The sequence below is a fragment of the bacterium genome (genome assembly GCA_021372535.1).
Taxonomy (GTDB): Bacteria; Latescibacterota; Latescibacteria; order Latescibacterales; family Latescibacteraceae; genus JAFGMP01.
The window spans coordinates 1-26,457 of the sequence record JAJFUH010000087.1; the positions used below are offsets into that span (position 1 = coordinate 1).

Genomic DNA, 26,457 nt, shown 5'->3' on the forward strand with positions numbered 1-26,457 from the left:
ATTGGTATCATTATTTATCCGCCGGAGCAATATCTTAAATGTTCCAGGAAAAATGAGAAAATCTTCAGCTTTCTAAATCCTTGAATGATTGTTACTGTTGTACTATATTTTATTACTGTAAAGGTGGAAAACAGCTCACGATGATGTATGGTGATGTTGATTCCCGGCCCGTAAGGGTACAAGCGGTATTTTATACGAGGAGCCATTATGAAGGTGCCCGGCAAGGATTCATCATCCGGCGGCATGGCGCCTGAAATAGGTGAAACACGCTATCCCGGACAGTTTGGAACGGCGCTCGAAGCGCTGTTCGCGTCCTATCCCGATGGCTGGTTTCTCCGGTCGGGCAGCGGGGAAATATACTCGTGTAACAGCGCTTTGTGCAATCTTACCGGTTACACGCATGATGAGCTGTGTTCGATGAATACTGGCGATCTCTTCCGGGACAGAATGTTCAAAAGCATCATGAACAGCCTGAAAGAGAAAAAAAAGTCGCCGGGCAGCGGAAATATCCGCATCGAGGGCATGTGTACGCGAAAAGACGGTACGCGCTTTCCCGCGGAAGTGACCGTGGCGCTCTGTGAAGGGAATGAATCCCTCCCGGCCTGTGTCATAGTGCGCGATATCACCCGCGAACGTATGGTTCACGATGAAAACCGGCAACTCCACGGTCAGCTCCGTCATGCGCAGACCATGGAAACGATCGGGCAGATGATCGGCGGTATATCGCACTACTTCAACAATGTTTTTACCGGGATACTCGGTAATCTGAGCCTTGCCGGGATCGATGCCCCGGAAGGGCTTTCGCCCTTCATCGGTAATGCCGCCCATGCGGCGGACAGGGCGCGGACTTTTACACGGCAGCTCCTTTCGCTGAGCCGTAAATCCGTCGTTGTCCTCGAACCGACAGACATCGGGGCGCTCATCGAGGATGTGGAATCGTTCGCACGGCTGACTTTCGACCGCCGAATCGAGATTGCAGTGGCGAAACCCGATGGTCTCCACTGTGTTCTTGCCGATGCGGCGTCGATTCACCATGTTCTGCTGAACCTCTGTATCAACGCCCGTGATGCAATCGAGGAAAAACATGTGACCCTTGCCGGGATGACCGAGCCGCGTATCACCATCGAGGCCCGCAATGAAACGATACCGGTCCGCTGCGATGCAGACCGTCGAAAAAGTCATGGTACCGGTCATCCTGATGCCCGTTCCGGCAGGCATGTCAGGATCACGGTTTCTGATAACGGATGCGGAATGGATGAAGAATCGATAAAACGGATATTCGAGCCGTACTACACCACAAAAGAACCCGGAAAAGGCACCGGTCTCGGGCTGACTGTCGCCCTTGAAACCATCAGGCAGCATAACGGCTGGATCGAATGCGCGAGCACCGCAGGGCAGGGATCCGCGTTTACGGTATATCTTCCCGCCACAAGCCTGAAAAAGGAGATTTCGGGGGAACGGAAAATCGTAGACCTGCCGCCCGGTACGGAAAGGATTCTGTTCGTCGATGATGAAGAAATGGTGAGAACGTTCGGAATTCTGACTCTTGAACGGCTCGGGTATTCGGTTCTGTCCGCTTCCAACGGCCGTGAGGCGCTCGACCTCTATATCAGGGAGCACGGCAGTATCGACCTGGTCATTCTCGATCTCGGGCTCCCTGTTTTATCCGGCCAGGAGCTTTTGAAGCACATACGGCTCATCAACCGTGATGTGACCGTTCTCGTATTGAGCGGGCATGATTTCGTGCATGACAGGGATGTATTCGGCGAGCTCCGGGCTGATGATTACATTCTCAAACCATTCACCATTTACGATCTCGCGGCGTCGGTCCGGGCAGTGCTCGACCGCAAATCGGGCCGATAGGTGATTACGAACTGTGAAAACCGAAAAATTCATAAATTGGTTATTCAAACAAAACATAAACTGACGAATGAGATTTTCAACGTTAAAATGTCATTCCCGTGAAAACGGGAATCCATCGCTAAATACATATAAAATAATGAGTTAAATGCTGGATTCCCAATTCATTTCATTCTTGGGAATGACAACACTTATATAATACGTCAGGAATTATAATCTGATTGATTAACCAGATTCTTAAAAAAAGGGTTGAAAGAGCGTAAAAACCGATAAATCATTAAAAAATACACTTCCTGATGATAATTATATATATTAAATCGAACAATCTCTGATAAAGACATCCACTTTCTGTTTAACTGACATTGCTCACCGCGGCTTGCCGGAGAAGGGTAAAAAAACCGCCATGGCAGAGAACTGTTCCGTTCTGGTCGTTGATGATGAAGATACTGTGCGAAGGCTCATCGCGAGACTCCTCGAAAAGATGGGCCATACCGTAACGGAGGCATCGGGATCGGACGAGGCTCTCGATATTATGAACAGCCGGTCGTTCGATATCCTTCTCACCGATCATAAGATGCCGGGGAAAAGCGGGCTCGATTTGCTGATTGAGACAAACAGACTGTATCCCGACATGGTAAAAATCATGTTCACCGGGATGGGGGGCCAGGACCTCTACCGTGAGCTGATAAACCGCGAGGCAGTCTTTTCGGTTCTGGAAAAACCGATCACGGGCGAGCTCCTCTCCGATACTGTTGAAAGGGCTTTTTCCTATCGCCTGAAACGTATCCGGGAAAGGAATGAGATTCGCGATCTTCAGGAAAAGTACCACACAATTTTCGATAATACCACCGATCTTATCCAGAGTATCGACACTCTCGGAAAATTCATCTACGTCAATCCCGCATGGCATAAAGTCATGGATTATGATCAGAAGGACCTTGCGGATATTACTCTTTTCGACCTCGTTCATGAGGATTACCGGCTAAAGATCATGGACACTGTCAGCAGTGTGATGACAGGTTCGATGACGGGCTCGTTCGATACGGTCATGATTTCCAAAAACGGTCTGCCCGTATTTCTCGAGGGAAGCGCCACCCCTCAGCGCCGTGACGGCAGCGTTGTCGCAATCGGGTTCATTTTCCGCGATGTGACTGAGCGACACCGCGCCGAGCAGGAAATACAGGCACGGCTCAGGCAGGAGACCATGATTGCCAGAATCGCGCACCTGCTTGCAAATGCCGATGAACCTCGTTTTGTATTTCCTTTCATCCTTGAAATTGTCGGTGAGTGTGCCCAGGCCGACCGTGCATACATCTATTCGCTCGACGAAGGAAAACAGGCATTTGAGAAAGTCGATACCTGGTGCGCCTCCCCGTATGCTCTGGACAGCCAATGGGACTATCTTGTCCCGTACGGCGAAATACCGGAGATTTACAAAAAAATCAGGGGTAAAGAGGTTATCGTTTACGAAACCATGGAGTCGATACGGCAGCCGGACCGCCGTTTTATGGAACAGCACATGATAGAGTCGAATCTTTTGTTCCCCATTCGCGCCGGAACAAGCACTGTGGGGATTCTCGGGTTCGATACCATACGGTTTCCACAGAGCTGGGAAGACAACGATATTTCGATGCTCAGGGCAGCGGTCGATATCATCGCCAACGCCTGGACCCGTCAGCAGGAAATCGATTTCAGGAAACAGAAAGAACGTGAGGCCGAACAATCACGGCTTCTCGTGATAAGAGCGGATCGTCTCGCCGCGGTGGGGACGATGACTACGGGTATTATTCATGAAATCACGCAGCCGCTCAACGCGATAAACGTATCCACCCAGACTATTCTCTACGGTCTTTCACGCGGCTGGCTGCTCGATGATACAAAGGTGACAAACAGCCTTAACCTGATTGTCGAACAGATCAGGCGAATGAACGACATCATCATCAATATGCGCGCGTTTGCCCGTGACGGGCTTCCGACGGCCCGTGAAATGGCAAACCTCAATGTCCAGGTCGAACGGGTTCATGTGATGCTCGGTGAACAGATGAAGGCTCATGGTATCGATTTTGAACTCAATCTCGGCGACATACCCGACAATGAGATGAACACACAGCAGATTCTTCAGGTTATTCTCAACCTCGTAACGAACGCCCGTCAGGCTGTGGATGAGATCGAGAACGATCAGAAAAAAATCATCGTTACCACAACGGTGGAAGATTCCATGGTTGTGTTCGAAATAAGCGATAACGGCCCCGGTGTTCCGTCCGTACTCCACGAAAAGATATTCGATCCGTTTTTCACCACAAAAGAAGTGGGGCAGGGCACCGGTCTGGGACTCTCGATAAGCAGCGGTATCGTTCATGATCATAACGGTATACTCGATATCAGGGATAACGAGATGGGCGGTGCAACGTTCATCATGAAACTTCCGTTCAGACAGAATAAAGGGTGAGGCCTGTGAATATCCTCCTTATTGACGATAATGACGCAATCCGGAAGAGCCTGAGTTTGTTTTTAACCGAGCTCGGACATGATGTTACCTGCGCCGAAAACGGCCAGGAAGGGCTTGCGCTGTTCAACCGGAAACAGTATCACCTTGTCTTTACCGACATCATGATGCCGAAGATGGATGGTTTTGAATTTCTGAATCATATTAAAAACGAGATGAAGAGCATGGTCGATGTGGTTATCGTCACCGGTCATGGCAATGTCGACAGCGCGATAACCGCCCTGAGGTCCGGGGCGTATGACTACCTGCAGAAGCCGGTCAATCTCGAAGAGCTCGAGGTTATCATAGATCGTGTTTCGGAGCACTTATCATTGAAGATGACCAACGAGGAGCTGACATCACGGTTCGAGGAAACCGTCAGGGAGCGTGTCATCGAAACCGAAAACCAGCTTGAAAAAATCCGCCGGGCCTTTCGTGACAATATCGGTTTGAATATTTCCATACATTCGAAAAAACTGGACGACCTGTACAAGCTCGCTGAAAAATTTCACAAGTCACCCTTGGTTCCCATAATCATTGAAGGCGAAACAGGCACGGGGAAAGAGCTTCTTGCCCGGTTCATCCATCATGGCAGCGAAATGGTGATGAAGCCGTTCATAGCACTCAACTGTGCCGCGATTCCGACAGAGCTCTTCGAGAGCGAGCTGTTCGGTCATGAGGCCGGAGCATTCACCGGCGCAAACGTGAGCTCGAAAAAGGGACAATTCGAGATTGCCGGTGATGGCACACTGCTTCTCGACGAGATCGGCGAAATGCCCCTGTCGACACAGGTCAAACTGCTGCGGGTTCTGGAAGAACGCGAGTATTACAGAGTCGGAGGTGTCAAGCGCATGACGCTGAAAGCCCGGATAATCGCTTCGACGAACAAATCCCTCGGCACCGAAGTTGAAAAAAACGCTTTCCGGCGTGACCTTTACCACCGTCTCAATGTCGGGTATCTGAGAATTCCCCCCTTACGGGAACGGACAGAGGAAATCGTGCCGCTGACATATGATTTTTTTGCTAAGGTCTGCGCCCGCCATGGTAAACAGAATAAAATACTGGGGCTGACTCCTGAGGCGGAACGGTTTCTGGAGCGGTTTTCCTGGCCCGGGAATGTACGGCAGCTGGAAAATGCCATCGAGCGTATCGTAATCATCCATGACGATCCCTATATCGATGTGGGACATTTCGCCTTCCTTGAACAGGGTGAGCCTGCTGCTCTTCAACGCGTTTCGGATTTTTCTTCCGCTGCTCAACCGGAAAACCTGAAAGATATCGGCAGCCCGGCGCACAGCAATACGGCGGATATGAATTATTATAAGCTCCCCAGTGAAGGAATCGATCTGGACGAGTTGATTACCAATCTCGTTAAAGAAGCACTGCGCATGGCCGATGGCAACAAAACACTTGCGGCAAAACTGCTTAATATTTCTCCAAGAACCATCGCACGCCGTCTGGAAAAATAACTTCCCCTGGCGGAAAACAATCCAGATTACTTAATCCGGTCTATTCATAAAATTTGATAGAACGCTGAGTTACACGGATTTGTTTTTTAATCAAGAGAATTCCTCGCAGCTTGCTACGGGGTAAAAAGCCCCCTTCCGTCACTTCGTGACACCTTCCCCCGTATCGGGGGCAGGTAACTATCGTAATCGTATCGATTTCCCTTGCCCCCTTTCAGGGGGAAAGGGATTAAGGGTTAGGGGGCCTGATCTGATACCTCGTAGTTTACTGCGGGGTAATTCATTATTCCTTATGAAAGATTATTAATTACAAAGGATAGTATATACAATTTTTTATATCTATTTATGTCTGAGTGTCTTTGTGGTTAAATATTTTCATAGATAATCCGTGTCACTTCCTGTCAGATGTGTCTTTACGCGTTTCTTAAGGCGAAAAGTCACGCTCATACAGTTCCGTAATGGACAAAACGCCGCCGCCAATTAGGACAAGATACAAAACGCTCTGTTTTGCCTGTTCAGAATACATCAATACCCTCAATCACATAAACTCCGTATCTCTTTGTCTCGGTGATAAATACGCCATTAATGGCAAAATTATATTTTGAATTTTTTAAAAATGGCCCGGTTATTGCTTTATACAGCGATTGCAACGAATAACCTGTATGTGTTATACAATAAAAAAAGACTGATCATGTAGTATGCACTTTTACCGTGTGCTTTTATTTAACAGGAGCGTTTCGTGAAAATCCTGCTTGTTGATGATGACATTTCAAGTGTGACAGCCCTTATGAATCTTCTGGAGCATGACCATGTGCTGAAGATTGCTTCGAACGGGTGCGATGGACTTGAGCAGTTCGATAAAAACTTTTATAACGTTGTAGTCACCGATATCATGATGCCGAAAATGAACGGTATACAATTACTCAAGGAAATCAGGGACAGAAATAAAGATACCTATGTAATCGTGCTGAGCGGTTATCTCACAGCGCATAATATTAAAACTGCGGAAGCCTATAATCCTTATGCTTTTTTCAGCAAACCTCTTGATGTCGAGCGTTTTATGAATGTCATCGAGGAGATAAAAAACGAGCTGTCGGCTGACCATGTTAAATAGTACCGGTTCATGTTGTAAACATAACCTGATAACCGCCAGGATAGAGTGATTATCCATAAACCATAACAAAAACATAATAAACCATAAACTACTCTGATTTTTTAGGTGAACGTTAAAGAGGGGACTTTCTCAGATGAACATATCGGAACTCATTGATGCTTTGGCCCAGGAAGCTCTTCTCCTCGACCCTCATAATCTGCAGGCATGTGGAAAGATGCTTTCTATTTTGGAAAAAATCGACAATCCAAAAGTCGAAAAGGTAAAAATAAAACTGACCGGATACCTTGAATCACTGATCATGAATGATATCGATGGACAGGCGCCACAACTCGAAACGATTATTGGTGCAGTGACAGAGATTCAGAACCGGCTCAAGGACGAGGGCTTCGAGGCTGAAGCGGTCGAGTCTGAAAAAACTCGGGCTGAAGAAAAAGATACTGAAGAAACCGATGCTGAAGAAACCGGGGCGGAAATCGCTGAAGAAGCTGTCGCTAAACAGGTAAAAATTCCTATGGAGCCGGAAAGCGAGCCCTCCGGCGGGATGGACGAACAGACAATAGAAGAGCCCGATCTTTTAAGGGATTTTATTGTTGAAGCCAATGAACATCTCGATTCCATTGAGCTCAATATGGTTGAATGGGAAAAGAGTCCGAACGACAAAGAAATCATCAATTCGATTTTCAGACCGTTTCACACGATAAAAGGTGTTGCCGGATTCCTGAATCTCCAGAAAGTAAACCGGCTTGCACACCAGCTCGAAAACCTGCTCGACGAAGCCCGTGACAACAGAATAAAGCTGAGCCCGAGTCTTTCGGATCTGATTTTCGATGGCGTCGACATACTCAAGTCCATGATAACCGCTCTGGATAAATGCATGGCAGCCAACGAACCTATCGTTTACGGTGTCAATATCGAGCCGTTCATACAGAGGCTGTCGATGTTCATTTCTTCGGGAATTGATGCGGGCGACCAGGCAGACACATCCGATGACGGAGAATTTGAAAATGCCCCTGTGCAGCCAATCGGCGAAATCCTTGTCAAGGAGGGCAAGGTCGGTATGGATGTTCTCCAGAAAACCCTGGAAAAACAGGCGGAATCGGGGACACAGAAAAAAATCGGCGAACTTCTCGTTGAGGAAAACGCCGTTACTGTCCGTGATGTTCGGGACGCTATCAGGAAACAGGTGGAACCGAACAAGCAGACCGCTGAAAAACATATCAAGGTCGATACCACGAAGATGGATCAGCTCCTCGATACGGTTGGTGAACTTGTCATTTCCGAAACCATGGTGACACACAATCCCAATATTTTGAGAATCACCGATCAGCGTCTTGTCCGCGATCTCGCGCAGCTCCAGAGGGTGACCATGACGCTCCAGAGTATTTCCATGTCGATGCGTCTTGTTCCGATCGGAGCGACATTCCAGAAAATGAACCGTATTGTACGGGACCTCGCCAAAAAATCCGGGAAACATATCAATCTGGTGCTGGACGGCCAGTCTGCTGAAATAGACCGCAACATGGTCGAGGAGCTCTATGATCCCCTCGTGCATATGGTGCGGAATTCATGCGACCATGGGATCAAGAAACCGGAAGAGCGTACGGCAAATGGGAAACCGCCCGAAGGCACCATTATTCTCAAAGCCGAGCATACCGGAGGGAAGGTGGCAATTTCCATATCCGATGACGGTGACGGCCTCGACCGTGAAAGAATTCTCCAGAAAGCCCGTGAAAAAGGAATCATCAAGCCCGAAGAACGGCCGGATGACAAGGAAATCGATCATCTCATTTTTATGCCGGGTTTTTCCACCGCGCAGCAGGTAACCGATGTTTCCGGACGCGGTGTCGGTATGGATGTGGTCAGGAAAGCCATTGAAAAACTCCGCGGCACGGTCGAAATTCATTCGAAAAAGGGCGAAGGAACAACATTCATCATCAAACTTCCCCTCACGACAGCTATCATTGACGGCATGCTCGTTCAGATAGGCGAGGAACGCTATATCATTCCGACTCTCTCGGTCCGTCAGCTCGTAAGACCGGAAGAACAGGAAATCAATACGGTCGTAGGGCGTGGTAAGACGGCCATGATACGCGGAAAACTGCTCCCCCTCATAAAACTTTCGGAAGTTCTGGGTATCGAAAATGGCCAGAAGGATACTTCCGAATCGGTTCTCGTTGTGGTCGAGGACAGCGAACGGGTGGTTGCCCTCCAGGTGGACTCGCTTCTGGGCAAACAGGAAGTTGTCATCAAAACGCTCGGCGAGCAGTTCAAGGACCTCAAGGGAGTTGCCGGCGGCGCAATCCTCGGCGACGGGAAAATCGGGCTTATCCTGGATGTCCGGAGCATCATCAACTCCGATGAAATAGCGGTAGGTATAGGATAATCGCCCATAAGAATAATCTGTTTGCCGGAAGATAACGTTCATCAGAATATATATGTTTCAATAATAACGGATGTTTCAAATATAAATAAATAATTTTATCTTTCAGAAAAAAGGAGTGATTACCATGGACGATGTCAGAAAGAGCTCAACAGAGACTCTCACCAATCTGGAGAATATCCAGGGAAAGTATCTGACTTTCAAGCTTGCCGATGAGGAATACGGGCTGGAAATCCTGAAAGTGAAAGAAATAATCGGCATGATGGCAGTAACGACTCTTCCACGGACACCGAAGTATGTAAAAGGTGTGATTAACCTTCGCGGGAAAGTCATCCCTGTAATCGATCTCAGGCTGAAGTTCGGACTTGACGAAAAGGTATATGATGAAAAAACCTGTATCATCGTCGTGGAAATCGGCGAAAGCGGTGTGAACGCCCATATGGGGATTATTGTCGATGCGGTATCCGAGGTCCTCAATGTTACTATCGATGAGCTCGAACCTACGCCGCGTTTCGGTGTGGCGCTTGATACCGATTATATCCTCGGCATGGCAAAGGGCAAGGGGACGGTTCGGACGCTGCTCGATATCAACAAGGTTCTCACCGCCGAAGAACTGAGCCTCTTAACGGAAAAAATATAAGAAGCCCCGGTTTTATGAGGGACGGCCATATCGATCATCACCCTGTCATAACAATGCACGTACCTGCAATAATTGTGCGCTGAAAAACCGATGGGTACAGGACATTCATCTGTCCGATTTATGGCAGCCAAACAGATTGCAGGGAAGAATTCTGAAAAGTATGTGAACTTTTCAGTGTCGGAGGGGATTGCTGTTCCTTATCCGAAAAATACCTGAAACAGCGAATTTTTTTGGAGAATGAAATAATGAATTCTGGCGTTCAGAAAGGGCATAGCTTCGAACTCCGTGACAGCGAGTATAAAAAACTGGCTGACATTGTTTACCGGTGTGCGGGGATAAGCCTCGGTGATAATAAAAAAGAGCTTGTCCATGCGCGGCTCAGCAAGATACTGAGAAAACGTGAAATAGCCGGTTTTTCGGAATACATGTCAATTTTAAGTAATGACAAAACAGGGGACGAACTTATTTCCCTGCTCGATGCAATCTCCACAAATGTTACCCATTTCTTCCGCGAATCGGAACATTTCACGTTTTTCAACGAGACCTTTTCCGATAAAGGGCACGATGGGAATCTCCGGATATGGAGCGCAGGGTGTTCGAGCGGTGAGGAGCCGTATTCGATAGCCATAACGCTGCGGGAAAATATTCTGAAAGAAAAATCCCCGATGCCCTACATTCTTGCCACTGACCTTTCAACAAAAGTTCTCGACAGGGCAACAAGCGGCCTGTATCCCATGAAGGCAATTGAAAACCTTCAGGCCGCCCTGAAGAAAAAGTATTTTCTGAAGGGAAAAGGGGAATTCGCGGGAATGATAAAAGTGAAAAAAGCAATTACGAGCATGGTTACTTTTCAGAGACTCAATCTTATAGAGCCGTTCCAGTTCAGCAAGAAATTTGACGTTATTTTTTGCAGAAATGTCATGATATATTTCGATAATGAAACACGGAGCAGCATAGTCAGGAAGTATTATGATGCCCTCCATCCGGGAGGATACCTCATCATCGGACATTCGGAGAGCCTGAATGGTGTCGATCATTCATTCAAATACATCAAGCCTACTATTTACAGGAAATTATAAATATGATTGGTGAGCGGGGGAAGGTATTGACCATCGGTGTTGCTGACATGAAGATATCGGATGATCCATTGTCGACTCTGGTGACATATTCGCTCGGTTCGTGCCTCGGGATTATTGTCTACGATCCGGTTGTGAAGGTTGGAGGGCTCCTGCATGCCATGCTTCCGGAAGCTAATGACGAGAAAAGGAAACAGGGTTTCAATCCTTATAAGTATATTGATACGGGAGTTCCCATACTCTTTAAGGAGGCATACAAATACGGTGCGCTGAAACACCGTTTACAGATAACCGTCGCGGGCGGATCGCAGATTCTGGACGAGTCAGGGTTTTTCAACATCGGGAAAAGAAATCTGGCAACACTCAGAAAGCTTTTCTGGAAGAACGGTGTTATGATAGATAAAGAACATGTCGAGGGTTCTGTTTCCAGGACAGTCCGGATCGATCTTAATACCGGTCAGGTTAAAATCAAGCTGGGCTGGGGAGAGGAAATTCAATTATGAAAGATTTACAGCACATTATAGGGAAAATAGATTATTTGCCTCCGTTCCCTTCTGTTGTCGCCAGAGCGCTTTCCATGCTGGACAGTCCGAAGGTTAAACCGGAACAGATTGTCGAAGTGATCAAGTTCGATCCGGGGATTGCAACGAATATTTTGCGGTTGTGCAACTCGAGCTATTTTGGCCTTAACCGTTCGATCACCAGCCTTCAGGAAGCGTTGATATATATCGGGCTTGCGCGGTTCAGGGAAATCCTTGTTCTTTCGGGAACGCGGCAGTTTTTTGAGAAAAAGTCCCCCGGTTACGAAATGAGAAAAGGCGAGCTCTGGAGATTTGCCCTGGCATCCTCGGTCACCGCGAAAGAGCTGTCAAAGATCATTCCGGTCGACAACAGCGAGTCAGTATTTCTGGCGGCGCTTCTCCATGACCTTGGCAAACTGGTTCTCAGCGAGTTTATTACCGATTCATGGAACATGATCCATGAAAAGGTCGAACATCAGGGTTTAACATTTATCGATGCTGAAAAAGAAGTCGTGGGCATCGATCATGCGGAGCTCGGCGCCATGATCCTTGAAACATGGGGATTTCCACCGGCGGTAATCAATGCGGTGAGAAAACATCACAGACCCCTTGAAGACGATGATACCGTGCTCGATGATATTGTGAAAATATCGGTCACCCTGACCATGATGATGGGTTACGGGACATCGGTTGACGGTCTCGCGTATCATGGCTTTGACGAGGTCTGCCGCCGTAATAATCTCCACACCGATATGTTGGACAGAGTGATGGGAGAGTCGCTCGAAATAATAAATGAAGTTGAATCAGACTATGGAATATGTATTCTGGAGGATTCCTGAAATGGCACTGAAGGTTCTGGTTGTGGATGACTCCGATGTTATGCGTAAAATCGTAAAACGTGTACTGGGGCTCTCAGGATTCGAAATCGATACAATATATGATGCCGCCAACGGTGATGAGGCGCTCATGGTGCTTGTGGATAATGAGGTCGATGTTGTGCTCACCGATATAAACATGCCGGTGATGAGCGGCACCGAACTGCTGAAAGCCATGAAGGCTGACCAGCGGTTCGCTCATGTCCCCGTCATTGTCGTAAGCACTGAGGGCAGGACCGAGCGTATCGCGAGTATCCTCGAACTTGGCGCCGCAGGATATATTACAAAACCATTTAAACCCGAAGACATCCGTCTCGTAATCAAGGACGCGTTAGGAGTTGATTATTCTTATGGAAGCCAAGTTGAAGAACCTGAAGACAGTGATTTCTGATGTAATGGAAAAAATGTATTTTCTTCTGCCGGACGCGGAAGTGGATACGATAAACTCATACAGTTCTGAGAATCACTTTTTACCCATATACATCGGTATCAGAGGGAATCCCGGGTACTTGCTGACCTTTGCTTTCGACAGGGAGCTTGCCGGATCGATGGCTGTCGATCTTCTCGGTGTCAATGAAACCGAAGTCAACGATGAGATTGCCGAGAAATGCCTCAAGGAAACCGCCAACATCATTGCGGGTAACTTCATGCTCAGTTTCGAAAGCCAGGAAAACCTGGAAATAACGTTGCCGAGTGCACGAAAACAGGATATTTTCGGAACGGATACCATAACCGATGAACCGTCCGGGCAGGGAAACACGGAGATCATTGACGGACGGAAAAACAGTGACGGTTCTGTTTCATTGATTCTTTCTTTCAATGGTTACTTTCTTAAGGCGATCATCGAAACGGTAACAAACAGTGTGTGATGAATGAAATACTGAAAACAGAATATTTTCTTTCACCCGGTTATATGATTTTTCCCCGGGAACCCATGGTTATATACATGGTTCTCGGATCGTGTGTCGCTGTGATTCTCTATGACCGGGAGGTAAAAAAATCGGCCTGTTGTCATTATATATTACCGCGAATGCCTGAAGATACCTCACCCATGCCGATATACGGCACCGTAGCGGTTCTGGGTCTCATCCGCCTGTTTCTGGAGGATGGGACGCTGATCGAAAACCTGGAAGCACAGGTCATCGGCGGAAGCGACCTTCCCGGAAGGTCAGTCGGCAGGGAGAATGTGGAAATCGCAATGAAAATCCTTGCAAAAAAGGATGTTCATATCACCTCATCCGATGTTGGCGGCGAAAAAGGGAGAAAGGTGATCTATAACTCAGAATCAAACCATCTGGCAGTGATTAAAGTTGAAAAAATCCGTGCCGAAGACTGGTATCCCGATGAGGGTAACACATGATACGTGTACTTGTTGTAGACGATTCAGCCATTGTCAGGAGCATATTTACCAAAGAACTCTCAAAACACAAGGATATCGAGGTAGTGGGGACTGCTCCCGATCCCTATGTGGCCCGGGACAAGATCGTTAATCTCGATCCTGATGTTATAACGCTGGATATCGAAATGCCGAGGATGGATGGAATAACCTTTCTCGGCAAGCTCATGAAACATTATCCGAAACCGGTGATTATCGTGAGCTCACTCACCCGTAACGGCGGCAAGCTGGCTCTCGAGGCGATAGACAAAGGCGCTGTCGAAGTTGTTGCCAAACCCGGTGAAGCATATTCGGTCGGAGACCTGACCGAGCAGCTCGCCGATAAGATACGGGCGGCTTACCGTGTCGATATGAAACGTCACATGAACAAGAAAAGCGCCGCCTCAGCCATGACGACACCTGCGTCCCTGGCTTCCCGCGCCCTTGCCGAAACGACGAACAAGGTTCTCGCCATCGGGGCATCCACAGGCGGGACCGAAGCGATAAAAGAGGTGCTTATCCGGCTTCCGAGCTCGATCCCGGGAACGGTTATCGTTCAGCATATGCCCCCGAATTTCACCACCGCTTTTGCCGCCCGCCTCAATGGTCTCTGTCAGTTCGAGGTCAAGGAAGCCGCGGACGGGGATGTCGTCCGTCCCGGTCTTGCCCTTATCGCTCCCGGCAATTTCCATATGATGCTGGCACGAAGCGGGGCGCGGTATTTTGTCAAGGTTGTAACCGGGCCCATGGTTCATCATCAGCGGCCTGCGGTGGATGTGCTGTTCAAGTCGGTGTCCCGGTATGCCGGTTCCAACGCCGCCGGTGTTTTGCTCACCGGTATGGGAAAGGACGGCGCCGAGGGGCTTCTCGAAATGAAAAACACCGGCGCGAAAACCATTGCACAGGATGAAGCGAGCTCTGTCGTTTACGGCATGCCGAAAGAAGCGGTAAAACTCGGCGCCGCCGACAGAATTCTCGATCTTTTCGATATTCCCTCCGCAATTATAGACTGTTTCCGTTAACGGATTCTTTCTCGCCCGATTCCGGTCATGCTTCCGGAAACCTCTGTTTATCCATCATTCCTTGTCCCCTCTCCCGTAAACGGGAGAGGGGGGAAACACAGGAATCCTGAGATTCGATATTTTCTCTCCCTTCTCCCGTTCATGGAAGAAGGGCGGGTCCCCGATCAAACCGGGGATAAGATCATGAATATGACCTGGAAGATCGATCAGCCTATTATCAAACAAAAATGGTATTTCATGATTTCATGGTCCGGATTTCAGGGGCAGAACCATGTCTCAGTTTTAACCTTGACTATTGACATTTCTATACTCTTATTATTTGCACGAGTATGTCAGTAAATTATCCGACTGTTTCACATAATACATGAATACGAGGAGGAATCGTATGCATAAACATACCGAGGTTAAATGCACCGGCATGGGACGGCGCGAGCTCCTGAAAAAGGTAACCATCGGCACAGCCGGTCTGGCTGCCGTCTCTCTTGCCCCGGCCGGTTGTTCGGGAGCGGTGAAGACAGCGCCTCTGAAGGCCGGATTCGCGCGGGTTAAAATCACACCGCCGCTCGGAACGGCGATGACCGGTTTCGGCGCCCGTGATTTCGACCCCGCGGGGTGCAAGGGAATACACGACGATCTTTATACCAATGCTCTCTATGTTTCCCAGGGCGACAGGCAGGTTTTTATTTTCGGGTTTGACCTGCTCTTTTTCAGCAGGGACGAAGCCGACCGTTTGAAGGGTGCTATCGGCAGGAAAATCGATATTTCTCCGCGCGGGATTCTGCTCAATACGTCCCATACCCATACCGGGCCAAAGATCGGCACATGGTTTTATACTCCGGCCGACCCGGCCTATCTCCAGTTTGTGGAAGATGCCGTTGTGCGTGCCGCATGTGAGGCTCACGATTCAGCCCGCGAAGTGACCATGTGGGCGGGAGCGACGCAGTCCGCGGTGCCCATGAGCCGCCGGAGGAAGCTTCCCGACGGTTCCATCGAGTTTGCGCCGTACCCGGAAGGTATTGTCGATAAAAACCTGCCGGTCTGCCTGTTCAAAGACAGCGCGGGGAAGCCGGTATGCCTCATGTTCTCCGTTTCATGCCACCCGTCGACCATAAAAGGTGTCGAGCGGTCGTACTGGATTTCCGCCGATTATCCCGGAGCGGCAATGGCTGAGCTTGACCGGCATCTCGGTTCGGCGGTGAGCCTGTTCCTTCAGGGCGCCGGCGGAGATGCGAAAGCGAGCGTAATCGGAAAAGGCGAGGATCAGTGGCGCGCGGGGACATGGGACGATGTTGCGGCAGTGGGAAAGATGGCGGCCGATGAGGTTGTTTCAGTGCTTGATAAGGGACTCACACAGGTCGAGCCCGGATTATGCACTTCGCTGATCGATATGGAGTGGCCGCTCGGAAAACCTTACACCCGCGAGCAGCTGCAGGAGATAATCGGAAAACCCCAGGCTCATTCCGAAAGCATGCCCGAGGTAATGCAGATGTGGGCGAAAGAGAAGCTCTCCCTGCTCGACCGTGGTTACACGCTGCCCACATCGGTATCTATCGCCGCCCATGGCATTCATCTCGGCGCAGGTGTCCGTTTCGTTGGTATCGAGGGCGAGCTTGTCGGGGGACTGGGAAACCTCATACAGGATTTCTACGGTTCCGGCGTTACCTTTGCGATGGGATACACGGATGGCGCTCAGCTCTACCTGCCGACATCGGCGCAGCTCGATGAGGGTGGCTACGAAGCGGAAAGCTGGTGGGAATACCGTCAGCCCGCGCCGCTCGCCAAGGGTCATGAAAAGATACTGACAGCGACATTGGAAGAACTGAAGAAGAACGGTATAACATAGCGTTAAATCAGCACTGTTCTTACCATTCGACAGATCGCGGATTTGTATGGATTTGCGCGAGCTATTGACATGGAACTCACCTCCCGTCCTTCTCTTTTTTTCAAAGAGAGGAGGAGCCGCAACGGCGTGGTGAGTTCCATTTTTATATACAACGAATTATTTTTCTGCGTTTTTTCTAAAACAGATGCCGAAACAAGTTCGGCATGACCGTCATCCTGAATTCGTTTCAGCATCTTATCGCTTATAACATGCGCAACTATTTATATCACCATGTATATATGCGGAATAATCAATAACCAGCTTTGAAATTACTCCACTGTGTCCTACCGGCGTTCGCTTTCGGGGATACGTACCACCATGAGCGCGGGATTGCCGTAAAACGGCTCGATCCGTGGCTTGAAAGCGCCGTTGAAATTGATCACGAGAGTACTCCCGTCCTCTGAGATCGCAAGGCCGTGCGCTCCGCCGTTGTAAAAGCCGTACTTCTCGAAGTAGTAATCCGCGGTGAAAGCGATGACCTTTCTACGGCGCGTTTCCGTATTGAACTGTACGACGGGCTGGTAATAGGAATAGGTCTGGACGAGATTCGGCACATAATAGATGAATTTTTCGTCCTCGCTCATGACGATCCGCGGCGCGTAGGTCTGATCGATCCAGAGATGAGTGACAACCTCGGTCTGACGGGTGTCGGGCCAGAACTTGTAGAGCGTACCGTTCTGGCTGTTCACCCAGAAAGAGCCGTCCTTCGACCGTTTGTGCGAATGAGCGCGCATGACGCTGTTTTTGCCCGCGTTACGGCCGAGGTCTTTCGGTGTCGTCTCCTTGTACTTCACAAACTCGTTTGTCGACGGATTGAAGCTGATGAAGTTGTACGGCGAGTCCTCCGAAGCGCACCAGAATAATCCCGTTTCGGGATCGAGCATGGTACAGCGAAGTCCCCAGTGGATGCCCGACGGCGGGTAGCCCGCATATGTTATGCGCTTTTCGATGACATTGTAATTGAGAATCTCGCCGCGGAAACCGACAGCGAAAAAGTTACCGCGCTCGGGATCGAGACGGTAGTAGGGCCAGCCGGATTTCGGCATGGGGATGCCCATGTCCTGCGCGCGGCCTGTGTATGTGTCGTACCGGACAAGATGACTTCCCGGCCAGAGCGCGTACTGTTCCTCGGTCGGTTTCGGGTCGGGGTCCCAGTAGGTGAGAATCCACAGGGCGCCGTCCGGCATGACTCCCATGTCGCCGTGGATTTTGCTGTCGCCGACGCCGCGTTTGTCCCATCCGCAGAGTGCGGCGAAATCGAGCACCCGCCTGTAATCGTGCGCAACCGGATCGTATTCCCACATGTAGACGTGCGAATCGGCGCCGCGGTGGTCGCCTTCGCAGAAATAGAACCGTCCGTTCGGAGCGCGGGTGACGCCAGCCCAGTTCGACCAGAGGCTCTTGTTGTCCTCGGGGAAATACATGGGATCGATACCGCGCACGGGAGCGAATTCGATTGTCGGCGGTGCCTGCGCGATATCGACACCGGCAAGCCACTCGGGTTTCATGTCTTTCGGCGGGCGAATGAAGCTTTTACTCGTATCCTCCGCCATTCCGGCCTGCTTGTACAGTCCTTTTTTATCATACTGTTCGTTCCATTTTTTCCGCTGTTCCTCGGTCACCTTCTCCCAGTTTTCTCCGGTGATGATGCGCGGCAGGATGAGAACGCCGCATACACAAAAACAGGCAAACATGTACGAATAACGTGAATTCATGAGAATGCTCCTTGAAGCAGGCTTATTTTACATACATCATGGCTTTCGTTTCCTCTGCCGCGCCGTGTCCCATGAGCCGGTACAGGTAAACACCGCTCGTGACCGGTCTGCCGTGATCGTCCGAGCCATCCCAAATGACAGTGTGCATACCCCGTGAGAGAGCGCCGCTCACAAGCGCTTTGACCTTCTGCCCGGCGCAGTTGTAGAGAACAAGCTCACCGTCAAACGGTTCGTTGACCGTGTAGATAATGGTCGTCGATGCATTGAACGGATTGGGGAAATTCTGGCCGAGCGAGAACGCATGTACGGCATCGGAACGCTCCCTGACCCCGGCGGGAGTATCCTGCCACCCGGCAAGCCGCGCCCAGAGCCACCAGGCGGCGTACGCCTTCCGGTTTGCATTCAGGGGTTGGGTGTGTGCTGCATCGCAGGAATACCATTCTCCCGGATGGGCATTCTGCCATTCGATCGCCCAGTTGCCGTCCTGAGAACCGTTACCGTCCGTATCGTAATCGCAGTTGTCGTTCGGGATTTTATCCCCGAACCAGGTTCCGTCGGGATCATATGATTCGATATCGTTGAAATCATAGAGGATTTTATTGTTCTCCCTGCAGTACCGGCGTATCTGTTCGTTCCGTTTGTGGAGGTCACCGTTAAGCCCTGACCCGTCGAGGTGTCCGGTCATGTACACGAAACGGACACCGGGATAGTCCTTTTCGAGGCCGCTCATGAGTGTGAGGTAGGTGGTAATGTCTGACTCGCTTGCCCAGCTCACCTGACCGCACCATGACCAGATGACGACATTGATATCCGTATGATCTTTCAAATAGTTGCGGGTTGCTTTTTCCCATGAGGTTCTGTCGGGATTGCCGAGGTCCTCCGCGCCGGAGAACGGGGTGTCGCGCAGATCGAGAGCGCCCGTTTTCCCCCCGGCGTTGAATGCATAAAGCTGACCTTTGAAGCCGACGAGCCCCGTCATACCGGTTACGAGCTGGCTGCCGTGGGATGTGTGACCGTACGCGATATGGAGCTCGGATTTTGCCTTATCGATGTACTCACGGGGAATCTGTGCGAGATCGGTTGCGGTGTGATCGATGATCAGCGGAGCGGAAGAATCCCATGAAAAACTGTTCCCCGCGATAAGCATGGTAAAAAAGAAAATCGTTAGTACCCTGAAAAATCTGTTGTTCATTCTTTGTTTCCTCTTTCTGAATTAGTGTCGTTCGCTCTCGGGAATATGGAGGACAACGAGCGATGGTGTATCCTGCCACCCGATGTCGCGCGGCATGAACGAGCCGTTGAACACCATGACAAATGTGCTTCCGTCATGGGAAAGCGCCGAGCCGTGCATGCTCCCGAAAGTATACCCGTACGTATCGAAATAGTAATCGGCGATGAACGCGAGCACCTTGCGGCGGTGTGTTTTTGTGTCGAACTGAATGATGGGCTTGTAATGGTATTCCGTGCGTTTTGTGTTTGCCACATAGTAGATATACCGGTCGTCCCCACTCAGCGAAATTCTCGGAACATAAGTATAGTCTGCCCAGAGACCGGTCACGACTTCGGTGCGGACTTCGTCCGGCCAGAACTTGTAGAGCGTGCCGTTGGTGCTGTTCACCCAGAGGAATCCCTCACGGGTCCGGCGCTCCGAGTGGGCGCGTATGACGCTCGTTTTACCGGCGTTGCGGCCGAGGTCTTCGGGTACTGTCTGCCCGTATTTCGTAAAGACGTTCGTTGAGGGATCGAAGCTCACGAAGTTATGCGGCGGTTCCGGTGTGCAGCTCCAGAACATGCCGGTGTCGGGATCGAGCATCATGCACCGTACCCACCAGGTTATGCCCTCCGGCGGGAAGCCCGCATAGGTCACCCTCCGCTCCTTCACGCTGTAGTTGAGGATTTCGCCGCGGAATCCGACCGCGCAGAGATTCCCGCGCTCAGGATCGAGCGTGTAGTACGGCCATCCAGCCTTGGGCATCGGAATGCCCATGTCCTCGGCCTTGCCGGTGAACATGTCGTACCGGACAAGGTGACTTCCGGGCCATTTCCGGTAATCCTCGTCGGTCGACCATGTCATCGGGTCCCAGTACGTGAGAATCCAGAGGCTGCCGTCCGGCATCGCACCCATTTCGCCGTGCATCTTGCCGTCACCGACGCCGCGGATATCCCATCCGCAGAGCCTGCCGAAATCGATGATGAGCAAGTAGTTGCGGGTGACCGGGTCGTATTCGAATGCAAAACAGTTGCCGTCGCGTCCCCTGTGGTCGCCGACAACGAAGTAAAAACGGCCGTTCGGCGCCTGAACCACATCGCCGAAATCCGACCAGTAACCGTACGTGTTGTTGGGGAAATAGAGCGGTTTCATACCGCGTACCGGCGCGAATCCGATGGTCGGCGGGGTCTGAGCGATATCGACATCGCCCATCCATGCGCTGTCCATGTCGGCGGGCACACGGATGAACTGTTCCGAAGTGTCGGTGACCATCCCCGCGGCGTGCAGGAGTCCCTTTTTATCGTATTCGAGGTTCCATGCCTTGCGCTGTTCCTCGGTGAATTCGTGCTCGGCCCCTGCGAGCAGAGGCATGAGAAACAGGAAAAGCGAAAATAATACCGGCAGAATTCCGTTTCGTATCATGTACAACTCCGGGTTTATCGTGCGGAAAATCTTTGATTAACCTGTATCAGAATAGTATTCGAGCGGGCAGCTTTGCCGAGAATATTCTGAACCGAATACCATAATATAAAACCTTGAACCGGAAAACACCATTGATTCCCATAAGATTCACCGTTTCCCGCATTTTACGGGCTGATGGTGGATGTATACGCTGAATTTTTCAGACGGTTCTTCTGTATATCCTGATACAACAGGGGAATTGTCCGGTTACCCTGTAACCTTTTCCGGAAAAATCGGTTATCAGAAATGAATATCGTTGTCAGCCCCGATTATTCATAAGCAATTGCACCACGAGAGACGGAGACACGGAGAAAGGCCATAGTAACCCGAATTATTCAAAAAAGTATAAGAACGTGGATTTTTAAGGATCTGTTTTTTTTCATTCACCACGTTGAATATAAACGATTGATAATTACTAACGATCATATAAATAATCATTTATACTTTGTGTCCCTGTGGTTCATTTCGTTCAGGAATAATCAGGATTTGCTGAACAGCCAAAAAAAATATCAAACTATTTTTACGGTGGGTGGAATTTTTTCATTGAAAGTCTCGTCAAATTGTATAAACGAATAAAAGTGAACAAAATTTTTAGCAGGAGGCTCTTTTGAAAAAGATAATTATCGGTGTTCTTGTACTCGTGGTGGCCGCAGCGGGTGTATTTTTCTATTTTCGCGTAAAATCCAAAAAAAAACACGTACAATATACAGAAGTCGCCGCAGTACGCGGAGATTTGACCGAAAAGGCTCTGGCGGTCGGGAAAATTGATCCTGATCACGAGATTGTCATCAAGTCACAGGTCTCGGGAATTGTGGAGAAAGTACATCGCGAGGTCGGCGAAGAGGTAAAAAAGGGAGAGCCGCTCATGGTGGTCAAACCCGAGCCGACGCCTCTCGAACGTGCCGAAGCCCGCCGTCAATTCGAGCTTGCGGAATTGAACAGAAAATATATGGATAACGAGCTGCAAAGAGCTTCGAAACTCTATGAGAGCAAATATATTCCCGGAAAAGATTATGAAGATGCCCAGAGAAACATGCAGGAATCCGAAGTTCGGGAAAAGCAGGCTAAAGAAAGACTCGAGCTTCTGGAAAAAGGCAGCTCGAAAATCGGCGACATACTTGTCGAATCGGTTATCCGCGCCCCTACGGACGGTATGATTCTCGAACGTCTGGTGAATGTCGGCGACCCCGTGGTGCCGCTTACATCGTACCAGCCAGGTACGGAACTCATGAGGCTCGCCAGTATGGACGATCTCATATTTGTCGGCACTGTCGATGAAATCGATGTGGGTAAAATCTCGGCGGGTATGAAAGCGATCATCCATATCGGCGCCGTAGCATCGAGCGCCCTCGACGGCGAGCTCATCTTCATCAGTCCAAAGAGCAGATTGAAGGACAATGTGGTTGTATTCGATATAAAGATACGGATTCTGGACAGCAAAGGAGTGAAGTTGCGCGCCGGATACTCAGCGAGCGCCGATTTGATCATTACCGAGAAAAAGGGTGTCCTGTATATTCCCGAGCGTCTCGTTGAATTCAAGGGTGATTCGACATTCGTGTCGCTCAAGGCCGCCGATGCGGACAGCCTTGTCAAACGGCCGGTCAAGCTTGGTTTTTCCGATGGTTTATCGGTGGAGATTACCGAGGGTCTGTCAGAGGGTGAAAAGGTCGCTGAAAAATAGTCCGCAGCAGAACGGGGATTCGTAATGTTTGATTATTGTATAAAAATGGTTTTTCAGTTTATCGACGACATGCGTAAACAGAAGCTCCGCTGTTTTCTGACCATGTCGGGTATAACATGGGGAACGATGTCGGTTGTTCTGCTCCTGACATTCGGCGAATCTTTCCGGATGGCATCTCTGAAAAACATGAGCGGCATGGGTAACAATATCGTCATCCTCGGCGGGGGAAGAACATCGCAGCCGTTTTCCGGCATGCCGTCGGGACGGTATATCCGGCTTCGTGAGGAAACGGTCAATCTTCTGCGGCTGCATATCCCTAAAATCGGGTACATGTCGCCGGAAAACGAACAGTGGGTAAATCTCGCTATAGACCATGAACGACAGAGTAAACGGTGCGTCGGTGTCTATCCTGAGTATGGCATAATCCGTAATCTTCCCCCGCAAAAGGGCGGCAGATTCATCAACCGGATCGATATGGAGAACAGGCGACGGGTGATTTTCCTCGGTCTGAATGTCAAAGAAAAGTTCTTCGACAGTAAAACCGATCCGGTCGGCAAGACCATCATGGTCAACGGCATACCGTTTACGGTTGTCGGGGTTATGCAGAAAAAAATACAGAATTCGTCCTATATGTCTCAGGACACCGAAATCGTGTTCATTCCATACTCAACATGCCGCGATGTGTTCGGCGCCAACTATGTGAACCGTATCATATTCAGAGCGCGGAACGATATGGATACTCCCGGAATCAAAGACGATATATATGCCGTGCTCGGGAAAACGCTCGGTTTTTCGAAAGATGACAAGGATGCCATCTGGATGTGGGATACATCGGAAATGACCCAGTTTGTCCAGTATTTTTTCATGGGATTCGAGATATTTCTGTTCCTCGGTGGATTGCTTACCCTCATTGTCGGGGGCATCGGCGTCGCCAACATCATGTATGTGTCCATACGGGAGCGGCGGCGCGAGATCGGCATCAAGTCGGCGCTCGGAGCTACTCCTCGCCTGATTCTTATGCAGTTCATGATGGAATCGTTCATCATAATGCTGGTCGGCGGAGGTCTCGGTATTCTGGGTGCAGTGCTCATAGTGGCGCTTTTCAATGCTCCGGCGCTGGGGGCCATACAGACCGTTCTCGGCAAACCGGTCATCAATATGAACATATCGCTGATTACGGCGGCGATACTTGCCCTGATCGGTTTTGCCGCGGGCTGGTCTCCCGCGAAAAATGCGGCGGACATGGACCCGGTACGGGCGCTCGAATTCTGAGGTATGATACATGTTCAATGAATTGATGATGTATAAAGTATTCCTGGATTATTGAAGTTTAAAAAACCGTTAACCATTATCCGACGGATTGAATATGCATTTTTTCCTGTCATATATCTATGAATTGCGCCATCAGAAACTGCGCATGTTTCTGACTATCATGGCGGTGGCGTGGGGCATGGCCAATATCGCTCTCATGCTGTCCGTGGGCGAGGGACTCTATCGCATGATGTCTAAGGGGCTCATGGGTATGGGCGAAGGCGTCGTGGTTGAATGGCCCAATCAGACATCGGTGTCCTTTAACGGCTTTGGTCCCGGAAAACCGGTCCGTGTAACGGAGCAGGACGTCCATGAGGCGGAAAAAATCACATCGCTCAAAAATATCAGCGCCGAATATTCCGGATGGTCGGTTCAGATGAAAGTTGCCGATAAAAACACATCGAAACAAGTCAGGGGTGTCTATCCCTGTTACGGCGGCATGCGCAACCTGAATCCCGAAGAAGGCGGACGGTTTCTCAACAGACTGGACGAAGACAGGAAACGGCGGGTGATATTCATCGGCAACGAGGTGCGCGACCAGCTCTTTGGGAAAAACGCCGATTCTGTCGGGAAAACAGTATGGTTGAACGGCAGCCCCTTCACCGTGGTCGGTGTGATGCTGAAAAAATTCCAGACTTCGATGTACAGCGGAAGTGACGCCTGGGCAACGTTCATTCCCGCATCAACGTTCCGGACGCTTTTCAATCGCTCCTATGTCGATATCGTACTTCTGGGGCCCACCTCGGCGCAAACATCGAAAACCGCTCAGGACGATTTCCGGAAGCTCATTGCCGCCCGCCACGGCTTCAGTCCCGATGACAAGGAGTTGTTTCATACATGGGACACCTTTGAAACACAGGACATGCAGACGAAAATATTCCGCGGACTCCAGCTTTTCCTTGGCATTATGGGCGGCCTGACACTTCTTATCGCCGGTATGGGGGTAGCGAATATCATGTATGTCACCGTCAAGGAGCGCACCCGTGAGATAGGCATTAAAATGGCAGTCGGGGCTCATCCCGCGCTCATTGTTTTTCAGTTTCTTGTCGAAGCGATAGTTACCGTCTCGGTCGGCGGTGTGCTCGGTGTGATGATGGCTCTCGGATTGATCCGTCTTTTCGGATTGATACCGTTGCCTGACAGTTTTGTTTCCGTTACCGGGAGGCCGGAGCCGGTTTTCAGCAGTCTGATTGCGCTTATCTGTGTTACGGTGTTGAATATTGTCGGTCTTATAGCGGGAATTTTCCCGGCGCGGCGCGCATCGCTCGTCGATCCGGTTGATGCTCTCCGTCATGAATAAAAATGAATGAAAAAGGAGGATTATAATGATTTCACTCAATAACATATCGAAAGAGTATGATATGGGGCATGTTACGGTCAATGCACTCGGCCCTGTTTCGCTCGTGATAGAACGAGGCGAATTTGTAGCCGTGCTTGGGCCGTCCGGCTCGGGGAAAAGCACGATGATGAATATCCTGGGCTGCCTTGACAAACCGTCACAGGGCGAATATCTCCTCGACAATACGCCTGTTCACGAATTCAGCCGCACCAAGCTGGCTCGTGTACGGAACAAGAAAGTCGGATTCGTATTCCAGAGCTTCAACCTCCTTCCGTTTGCCTCAGCTTATGAAAACATCGAGCTGCCAATGCTCTATGCACGGATGCCGGCCAAAAAACGGATGAATACCGTCAACCATCTTCTGGATATAGTCGGACTTTCCGACCGGGCTTCACACCGGCCTGCCGAGCTGTCGGGCGGGCAGAGACAGCGTGTTGCCGTGGCGCGGGCGCTCGCGAATGACCCGGACATAATTCTCGCCGATGAACCCACGGGAAATCTGGATACGAAATCGGGCACGGAAATTATCGACCTTTTCAGAAGGCTCCATTCGAAGGGGAAAACGCTGATTTTTGTTACCCATGATGAAAAACTTGCCTCCAAGGCAAAAAGAATCATCCGGCTTCTGGACGGGAAGATAAATCAGGACTACAGCGTGGAATCGGGTATCAGCGACCTTTTAAATAAAGAATCTACCGATACTTTTATCGGATCAGTTCGTGAGGTCATATAAAAATCCGGTTATCCGGTTTAGTTCATAGTATTTGCTCATGAGATGTTATTTACATAAATATGTCATTCCCGTGAAAACGGGATCTATCATCTAATGCTCATAACAGAGCGATGTTAATACTGGATTCCCAATTCATTTCGTTTTTGGGAATGACAATAATCGTGCACTAACTTATTGATTATGATTAAATTGATAACCGTATTCAGAACTGTCCGGTTAAACTACTGAGTACCTTTTATTTGCAGTAGAATATGATAGTTGCCACTCTTAACCATGGAAACTCACCCCGCGCATAACACCTTGATAAAATA

22 protein-coding genes and 1 pseudogene are annotated in these 26,457 nt (G+C 49.8%); 20 read left to right on the top strand and 3 right to left on the bottom strand.

Annotated features, from left to right (window positions below; genetic code table 11):
* Window positions 1-243 precede the first annotated feature (243 nt).
* The 16 genes and pseudogenes from LLG96_08395 (at window position 244) to LLG96_08470 (ending at window position 16,657) form a co-directional block, all read left to right on the top strand.
* Window positions 244-642: pseudogene (locus LLG96_08395) on the top strand (PAS domain S-box protein).
* A gap of 4 nt (window positions 643-646) precedes the next feature.
* Window positions 647-712 (top strand): hypothetical protein, encoded by a 66-nt coding sequence (locus LLG96_08400; GenBank protein MCE5250226.1) that lies wholly within the window; start codon window positions 647-649, stop codon window positions 710-712.
* Window positions 709-1,863, top strand: a complete 1,155-nt coding sequence (locus tag LLG96_08405) for a response regulator (protein ID MCE5250227.1) — start codon at window positions 709-711, stop codon at window positions 1,861-1,863. Before LLG96_08400 ends, LLG96_08405 begins: the two co-directional genes overlap by 4 nt.
* Before the next feature lie 400 nt (window positions 1,864-2,263).
* Window positions 2,264-4,309 carry a response regulator gene (locus LLG96_08410; GenBank protein MCE5250228.1) on the top strand — a complete coding sequence of 682 codons (2,046 nt, stop codon included), beginning with the start codon at window positions 2,264-2,266 and terminating at the stop codon, window positions 4,307-4,309.
* A 5-nt stretch (window positions 4,310-4,314) separates the two neighbouring features.
* A complete protein-coding gene (locus tag LLG96_08415; GenBank protein MCE5250229.1) occupies window positions 4,315-5,814 on the top strand; it encodes a sigma-54 dependent transcriptional regulator in 1,500 nt (499 codons plus the stop codon).
* Window positions 5,815-6,550: 736 nt separating this feature from the next.
* On the top strand, window positions 6,551-6,925 hold the full coding sequence (locus LLG96_08420; GenBank protein MCE5250230.1) for a response regulator: 375 nt from the start codon (window positions 6,551-6,553) through the stop codon (window positions 6,923-6,925).
* A 133-nt stretch (window positions 6,926-7,058) separates the two neighbouring features.
* Window positions 7,059-9,308 (top strand): chemotaxis protein CheA, encoded by a 2,250-nt coding sequence (locus LLG96_08425; GenBank protein MCE5250231.1) that lies wholly within the window; start codon window positions 7,059-7,061, stop codon window positions 9,306-9,308.
* A 124-nt stretch (window positions 9,309-9,432) separates the two neighbouring features.
* The gene (locus tag LLG96_08430) at window positions 9,433-9,945 is read left to right on the top strand and encodes a chemotaxis protein CheW (protein ID MCE5250232.1); all 513 of its coding nucleotides are present in this window, start codon (window positions 9,433-9,435) and stop codon (window positions 9,943-9,945) included.
* 245 nt (window positions 9,946-10,190) lie between these two features.
* Window positions 10,191-11,024 (top strand): protein-glutamate O-methyltransferase CheR, encoded by an 834-nt coding sequence (locus LLG96_08435; GenBank protein MCE5250233.1) that lies wholly within the window; start codon window positions 10,191-10,193, stop codon window positions 11,022-11,024.
* A gap of 2 nt (window positions 11,025-11,026) precedes the next feature.
* Window positions 11,027-11,524, top strand: a complete 498-nt coding sequence (locus LLG96_08440; protein ID MCE5250234.1) for a chemotaxis protein CheD — start codon at window positions 11,027-11,029, stop codon at window positions 11,522-11,524.
* On the top strand, window positions 11,521-12,381 hold the full coding sequence (locus tag LLG96_08445; protein ID MCE5250235.1) for an HDOD domain-containing protein: 861 nt from the start codon (window positions 11,521-11,523) through the stop codon (window positions 12,379-12,381). The genes LLG96_08440 and LLG96_08445 overlap by 4 nt, the downstream gene beginning before the upstream one ends.
* Window position 12,382: 1 nt before the next feature.
* Window positions 12,383-12,808, top strand: coding sequence for a response regulator (locus tag LLG96_08450; protein ID MCE5250236.1), 426 nt, complete (start codon window positions 12,383-12,385; stop codon window positions 12,806-12,808).
* Window positions 12,768-13,286: a chemotaxis protein CheX gene (locus LLG96_08455; protein ID MCE5250237.1), complete on the top strand. Its 519-nt coding sequence runs from the start codon at window positions 12,768-12,770 to the stop codon at window positions 13,284-13,286. Before LLG96_08450 ends, LLG96_08455 begins: the two co-directional genes overlap by 41 nt.
* Window positions 13,287-13,351: 65 nt before the next feature.
* Complete coding sequence (locus LLG96_08460; protein MCE5250238.1) at window positions 13,352-13,777, top strand: chemotaxis protein CheD; 426 nt, start codon at window positions 13,352-13,354, stop codon at window positions 13,775-13,777.
* Window positions 13,774-14,814, top strand: a complete 1,041-nt coding sequence (locus LLG96_08465; protein MCE5250239.1) for a chemotaxis response regulator protein-glutamate methylesterase — start codon at window positions 13,774-13,776, stop codon at window positions 14,812-14,814. The genes LLG96_08460 and LLG96_08465 overlap by 4 nt, the downstream gene beginning before the upstream one ends.
* 385 nt (window positions 14,815-15,199) lie before the next feature.
* Window positions 15,200-16,657, top strand: coding sequence for a hypothetical protein (locus tag LLG96_08470; protein ID MCE5250240.1), 1,458 nt, complete (start codon window positions 15,200-15,202; stop codon window positions 16,655-16,657).
* Window positions 16,658-16,980: 323 nt separating this feature from the next.
* Here the strand turns inward: LLG96_08470 and LLG96_08475 are convergent, their stop codons facing one another.
* From LLG96_08475 to LLG96_08485, 3 genes are read right to left on the bottom strand one after another with little or no spacing between them, the layout of a single operon-like run.
* A complete protein-coding gene (locus LLG96_08475; GenBank protein ID MCE5250241.1) occupies window positions 16,981-18,411 on the bottom strand; it encodes a hypothetical protein in 1,431 nt (476 codons plus the stop codon).
* Window positions 18,412-18,433: 22 nt separating this feature from the next.
* Window positions 18,434-19,603, bottom strand: coding sequence for a T9SS type A sorting domain-containing protein (locus LLG96_08480; GenBank protein ID MCE5250242.1), 1,170 nt, complete (start codon window positions 19,601-19,603; stop codon window positions 18,434-18,436).
* Window positions 19,604-19,624: 21 nt separating this feature from the next.
* Window positions 19,625-21,043, bottom strand: coding sequence for a hypothetical protein (locus LLG96_08485; GenBank protein MCE5250243.1), 1,419 nt, complete (start codon window positions 21,041-21,043; stop codon window positions 19,625-19,627).
* A 646-nt stretch (window positions 21,044-21,689) separates the two neighbouring features.
* Between LLG96_08485 and LLG96_08490 the strand changes: the two genes are divergently transcribed.
* The 4 genes from LLG96_08490 (at window position 21,690) to LLG96_08505 (ending at window position 26,146) form a co-directional block, all read left to right on the top strand.
* Window positions 21,690-22,763: an efflux RND transporter periplasmic adaptor subunit gene (locus LLG96_08490; protein MCE5250244.1), complete on the top strand. Its 1,074-nt coding sequence runs from the start codon at window positions 21,690-21,692 to the stop codon at window positions 22,761-22,763.
* Window positions 22,764-22,787: 24 nt separating this feature from the next.
* The gene (locus LLG96_08495; GenBank protein MCE5250245.1) at window positions 22,788-24,035 is read left to right on the top strand and encodes an ABC transporter permease; all 1,248 of its coding nucleotides are present in this window, start codon (window positions 22,788-22,790) and stop codon (window positions 24,033-24,035) included.
* A 94-nt stretch (window positions 24,036-24,129) separates the two neighbouring features.
* Entirely contained in the window at window positions 24,130-25,374 is a 1,245-nt protein-coding gene (locus LLG96_08500) for an ABC transporter permease (protein MCE5250246.1), read from the top strand.
* Window positions 25,375-25,399: 25 nt separating this feature from the next.
* Window positions 25,400-26,146 carry an ABC transporter ATP-binding protein gene (locus LLG96_08505; GenBank protein ID MCE5250247.1) on the top strand — a complete coding sequence of 249 codons (747 nt, stop codon included), beginning with the start codon at window positions 25,400-25,402 and terminating at the stop codon, window positions 26,144-26,146.
* Window positions 26,147-26,457: the final 311 nt, after the last annotated feature.